Genomic DNA, 3,780 nt, shown 5'->3' with positions numbered 1-3,780 from the left:
AAACCCCAAACCCCAAACCCAAACCCAAACCCATTTCACCGCTGCGGCCTAATGGGCGCTACGCCTGCCTATGCAGGGTCAGTTTTTTCTCCCGTGTGCTTTCCGTTCTCCGTATCAGCTTCCGGTTAATCGTGTCCCAACACAACCCGTCCCGCAAGGGTAAATGGCACGCATCTGCGCCCTTGCTGGCCGGAACGATGCCGGGAAAGCGAACCGTCAGGCGATACGAAGACGAAATTCACACCACTGACGGAGAAAAAACATGACGACTTCCCCGCATACCCAGACTAGCGCCCCTAACACCGCAGCGGCGACCAGCGTATCCCCGCTGGAGCAGTCAGGCTCCTCGAAAACGAAATTTTCTCAAACCAGAACAGATATTTATCAGACCGTCACCGACAACATTATTGCAGCGCTTGAAGCTGGTGTAAAACCGTGGTCTTGTCCGTGGCAACGAGTACCGGGCATGTCTGGATTGCCTTCCAACTTCGCAACCGGTATCGCGTATAGCGGAATGAATATCATGCTGCTGTGGTGCAGTGCATCAGAACAGGGCTTCGGTGATTCACGCTGGATGACCTACAAACAAGCACAGGCAGTAGGTGGGCAGGTTCGCAAAGGCGAGCACGGCACGACAGCCATTTTCTATACAACCTTGGAGAAAGAAAACGAAGACGGTGACATCGACCAGATCCCGATGCTGAAAACCTTCAATGTGTTCAATGTTGAACAAATTGATGGCCTTCCGCTTATAACTGAAACAGTCAGCCCAGAAACAACCTTTGACCCGTTGCCGGAGGCTGAAAATCTGTTCCAGAAGAGCGGCGCAAACATCATTGAGAAAGGACAAAACGCCTTTTTCAGACCCTCAACCGATGAAGTCTGGCTACCAGAGCGCCATCTGTTTTCAGATGCAGCTAATTTCTATGCTACTGGCCTACACGAGCTGGTTCACTGGAGTGGTGGTAAAAAACGGCTTAACCGTGAAATGAAAGGGAAATTTGGCAGTGCAGATTATGCGGAGGAGGAATTAGTGGCGGAGCTGGGAAGTGCTTTTCTGATGGCGGATTTGGGGATTGCCGGAGAGGTTCAGCACGAAAGCTATATTGCTTCCTGGCTGAAAGCACTGAAAAACGATAAGCGCTATGTTTTCAAAGCGGCCAGCGCCGCCTCAAAAGCGCATCGTTATTTGATGGATAAGATTTGAGTTGAAGAATAAAAAGCTGCAAAGGAATGCGGCTTTAACCTTATATCGGGGCAGGGAAGGTGACAGATGTTTAAATTTCCCTGCGAATTTCCCGGGCATTTGATGCCCGGGAAATTCGCAGGCTGCGGGTGCGGGCGGCAAAGAGCCCGCGCATCCCGTAAACGGCATTTGTACATCGGCGATTGCTGTAAACGACGGCTCAGGTATGGCGGCTGACTGTGAAGTTTGCAGGACTGCAATGGTAGCAGGGCCTGTTTTTGGTGTTATGATAAGTGTATTGTTCCGTGTGATACACACGTATTTCATGCAGGAGAGAAACCATGACCGCGAAACAACGCAACACGCAGAGCGTGACCATGACAGTGGAGCGTGCCTTACTGGTAAGAGCGCGTCAGGCGGGTATTAACCTGAGTGCTACTCTGTCAACCGCATTGGATGCGGAGCTTCGTCGTCATGAAGCGAAAAAATGGCAGGAAGAAAACAGGGAGGCTCTCGCAGCACTCAATCGTTTTCATGATGAGCAGGGTTGTTTCAGCGATGAATACAGGACGTTTTAACCATGCAATTCACCGTATACGGTAATACCGGGAAAAGCGTCGTTTACCCGTTGTTGCTCGATGTCACGAGCGATATTATTGGGCAATTGAATCGTCGGATAGTGATCCCATTGCTCCCTATTGAAAAGTATCCGGCAGGCCGCCGACCGGAGCGCCTTGTCCCCGTCGTCAGGCTGACGGACGGCAAAGAATACGCCGTAATGACCCACGAGCTGGCAAGTATCCCTGTCCAGGCACTGGGTGCGGTGTTTTGTGATGCATCGCAGTACCGTACTCAGGTAAAGGCGGCAATAGACTTCCTCATCGACGGGTTCTGACGTTTCTTTCTATGCGGTTAAACAGGCATGCCTTTAATCGTGGCTGACGGGAGCCTGTTCAAGTTCGTCTATCGTGCGGAAGAGAAACATTTCTCGGTTCTTTGCATCAAACGGGACGGGAACGTTGTTCCTTACCACCGTCCTGATACTGTCAAACAGCCTGATGAGCGCGATTTTGGTTTTGTTGTTCTGCATAACATACATCGCATAGTGCCAGCGTCCGGCGTCGCTGGCTGCGAGATGACTGTTAATGATGCTGATGTAACGGGCGCGGGTTTTCATCGACCGCTCTGTTTCCACTGCAACGATGGCACCGCTGCTTAAGGTAATAATGCCGTCCGGTCGGTGTCGGAAGCCCGGGTATCGCGACATAAACTCTCTCCGATCGCCGTTAAGCCAGCCTGTACCGCCTTTTTCCTCAAGGGAGATCCTGACCCGCTGATTTAACAGTCGATGTTCCAGCGTCGAGTGTTTGAGTTTTCCCGGTTCAAAATAGGCGGGGAAAATCTTGTCATCAGCGCTAACCACCATCGCCAGTCCCTGCATGCTGAGCCCCCACAATGATTTTTTCCCGGTCAATACCGGATATTCGTGTTTAATCAGGAGGCCCATCGCAACCGCTTTATTGAGCAGTTTATACATCGCATGGTTATGTTTTCCTTTATAGCCGACAACTTTTTTTAAGGTCCGCAAATCAGAGAACGTTTCTTCCTTGAGAAAATACAGCAATGCCTGCATTCTCCGTTTTGCGGCTTCATTTCTTTCAGTAACGTTATGAATAAGCATTGATAGCCTCACAGGTTAACGGAGGGTTTGTGAATCTGATTTTCTTTTTTGGTATGCGGAGGGTTTTTATTCTCAAATGAAAACAGGTCGATATATTGCTTCTTCACTGGTATGTGGAATAGTTTGGTTGCCTTCGCCAGATCGTTCTGGGTAAAAACAAAACCAACAAATTTGGGGAGGTTAAGCAACATGTTGCTGTCTATATAATATCGTTCAGCCTGGCGGATCATCCTGTCAGTATCCATTTTCTCCGTCAGGGATATATCCGTTTTCACTTTCCTCATTTCATCGTCAACCAGTATAGAGCCTGTCATTCTGGCGACCCAGTCGGCGGTGTCCGGATCGCGAAGGCGATAAACCAGCATAAACTTGCAATTCTCAATCACCGAACCAGCAACGGCATCACCCTCCAGATCTGCCGGACAGTCATATAAATCTTTTACCGACTGGTGGGCCATTATTATATGCACACCTTTGTCCCTCGCAGCGCCAAGCCCCTCAAGCGCAGGGCGGGACAGGTGATATTTAAGTTCATCAAGAAAAATAGCGACAGGACGAGGTTTGCCTTTTATTCGATCACGCGTTTCGGCTATCTGAATCAAGCGAGTTAAAATCATGCGCTGAGCCGATATGATTTTCTGGTTACGCATCGAGCCGATGATGTAGCAGCATCCGCCTTCATCAAAAATGGTCTTTAAGGAAAATCCCTTATTGGCATTAATGGAGTTCACTAAAGCGATTTCCTCAAGCTCGCCATAAAAAGCAGGCACATCTTCACTGAGGGATTTCACAAAGTCAGTGTTAAATAAGTCGCGTAACGTCATTTCCTTTTCATAAATAGCTGCCGTATTTCTGGCTGCACGACGGTCGGCAATACGATAAAAGTCAGCACCTTTGTAGTGGCATAGTAAAT

At 49.2% G+C, this 3,780-nt stretch carries 5 protein-coding genes; 3 read left to right on the top strand and 2 right to left on the bottom strand.

Features of this window, described 5'->3' with window-relative positions; all coding sequences use genetic code 11:
- Positions 1–262: 262 nt before the first annotated feature.
- From OI69_RS17445 to OI69_RS17435, 3 genes are all read left to right on the top strand, one after another.
- Positions 263–1,207, top strand: a complete 945-nt coding sequence (locus tag OI69_RS17445; protein ID WP_039353436.1) for an ArdC family protein — start codon at positions 263–265, stop codon at positions 1,205–1,207.
- 320 nt (positions 1,208–1,527) lie between these two features.
- A complete protein-coding gene (locus OI69_RS17440; protein ID WP_039353433.1) occupies positions 1,528–1,764 on the top strand; it encodes a type II toxin-antitoxin system CcdA family antitoxin in 237 nt (78 codons plus the stop codon).
- Between the two features lie 2 nt (positions 1,765–1,766).
- A complete protein-coding gene (locus tag OI69_RS17435) occupies positions 1,767–2,081 on the top strand; it encodes a CcdB family protein (RefSeq protein WP_039353430.1) in 315 nt (104 codons plus the stop codon).
- 33 nt (positions 2,082–2,114) lie between these two features.
- On the opposite strand, the gene mobC is transcribed toward OI69_RS17435, so the two are convergent.
- Both mobC and OI69_RS17425 read right to left on the bottom strand, forming a co-directional pair.
- Positions 2,115–2,867: a MobC family replication-relaxation protein gene (gene mobC, locus OI69_RS17430; RefSeq protein ID WP_039353426.1), complete on the bottom strand. Its 753-nt coding sequence runs from the start codon at positions 2,865–2,867 to the stop codon at positions 2,115–2,117.
- 8 nt (positions 2,868–2,875) lie between these two features.
- A partial coding sequence (locus OI69_RS17425; RefSeq protein ID WP_039353439.1) for a type IV secretory system conjugative DNA transfer family protein occupies positions 2,876–3,780 on the bottom strand: 905 nt, incomplete at its 5' end.

Origin of the sequence: Pectobacterium fontis, from assembly GCF_000803215.1 — a bacterium.
In the GTDB taxonomy this organism is placed as follows: Bacteria; Pseudomonadota; Gammaproteobacteria; order Enterobacterales; family Enterobacteriaceae; genus Pectobacterium; species Pectobacterium fontis.
The sequence above is the reverse complement of the archived record's forward strand: the minus strand, read 5'-3'. Positions and strand labels throughout refer to the sequence as shown.